This is a genomic window from Mariniflexile ostreae (genome assembly GCF_042427585.1).
Taxonomy (GTDB): domain Bacteria; phylum Bacteroidota; class Bacteroidia; order Flavobacteriales; family Flavobacteriaceae; genus Pseudalgibacter; species Pseudalgibacter ostreae.
In genome coordinates, this window is sequence record NZ_JBHMFC010000068.1 from 1 (window position 1) to 772 (window position 772).

Consider the following 772-nt stretch of genomic DNA (forward strand, 5'->3'; position numbering starts at 1 on the left):
TAAGCATCGCCGATCAGGGTATCGATACCAGTAAAACGCTCGTCATAAAAGTAGACGGCCAAATGCGCACGCGGGTACGCCCAGGAGAAGCTGCCACCGTAAAGGTCCCCCTGCTGTTTCCAGACCGGGCGCCACTCCCAAAGCTATCTTGGGAAGTTAGCCATAACAAAAATGACATATCGGGCATGTGTACCGTTTTAAATGGAACGTTGCACATCCCTCCCATGGGCGTGGGAACAGTAAAAATAGAGGCCTTTACCCCTAAAGCCCAAGAACGGATCACGGGCCGGTACACGATCGGCCATAACCAAGTAAGGGCCATAAGCACCTCCAAAGACACCATTAGCGTGCTTTATCGGGGCGAAACGAAGTCACAGCGGCACCAAGTAAAATTTACGGTCACTGAATTTACCATGCCCTATGACGCTGTTAAAGATGCCGACCTACAAGTACAATGGTGTATATATAGTAAAAAAAGCGACGTCAAGAAACACTTTATAGTTACGGATGATGGAAACAAACACAGCATTTCCAATGGTGCGAATGGAGAATTCAGCTATACAGGAACCTCCGAAAAGGAAGGCAAGTGGTATGTTGAAGCCTTCGCCAACAACCCAACGGGCTCTACGGACACAAGCAAGCTATTGACCGCCATACAGCCCAAAATCACCAAAGCCTATTGGGCGGACAGCAAAGGCAATAGGATAAACCGTAGCGGGTTTAAGCATACGGTCTACATGCACATAGAGACCGAAGGCTTGAGCGGTGAAAA

Annotated in this window: 1 protein-coding gene; it reads left to right on the forward strand. The window is 48.7% G+C overall.

The window, feature by feature from the left end:
• On the forward strand, positions 1 to 772 hold a 772-nt coding region (locus tag ACFFU9_RS11050; protein WP_379861500.1), incomplete at both ends, for a hypothetical protein.